Source organism: Kocuria subflava (assembly GCF_012163155.1).
Classification (GTDB): Bacteria; Actinomycetota; Actinomycetes; order Actinomycetales; family Micrococcaceae; genus Kocuria; species Kocuria subflava.
On record NZ_JAAVUN010000248.1, the window covers coordinates 1 to 519 of the forward strand.

1 protein-coding gene is annotated in these 519 nt (G+C 66.1%); it reads left to right on the plus strand.

The features are described from left to right. A partial coding sequence (locus GTW58_RS14010) for a 50S ribosomal protein L25/general stress protein Ctc (RefSeq protein WP_168023653.1) occupies positions 1-519 on the plus strand: 519 nt, incomplete at both ends.

Consider the following 519-nt stretch of genomic DNA (forward strand, 5'->3'; position numbering starts at 1 on the left):
GGCGAGGTCCGCACCGATTTCGGCAAGGGCTACGCCCGCCGCATCCGCGCGAACGATCAGATTCCGGCCGTCATCTACGGCCACGGCCACGACCCCATCCACGTGTCTCTCCCGGGCCACGAGATGATGCTGGTCGCACGTAACTCCAACGCCGTCATCGAGGTCCTGGCCGACGGAGAGCACCTGTGCATGCTCAAGGACGTCCAGCGTCACCCGATCCGCCCGGAGATCCTCCACATCGACCTGCTGACGGTCAAGCGCGGAGAAAAGGTCGAGGTGGACGTTCCCCTGGTCCTCACCGGCGAGGTCGCCCCGACCGCCATGTACAACCAGGAAGAGACCTCCTTGACCGTCCTGGTGGACGCCCTCAAGGTGCCCGAGCAGTCCGAGGTCTCGATCGAAGGCCGTGAGCCCAACGAGCACGTCCTGGCCAGCGACGTCGAGCTCCCGGCCGGCGTTGAGCTGGTCACCGACGCCGAGATGCTGGTGGTCAACGTTTCCGAGCCCGTCGAGCAGGAC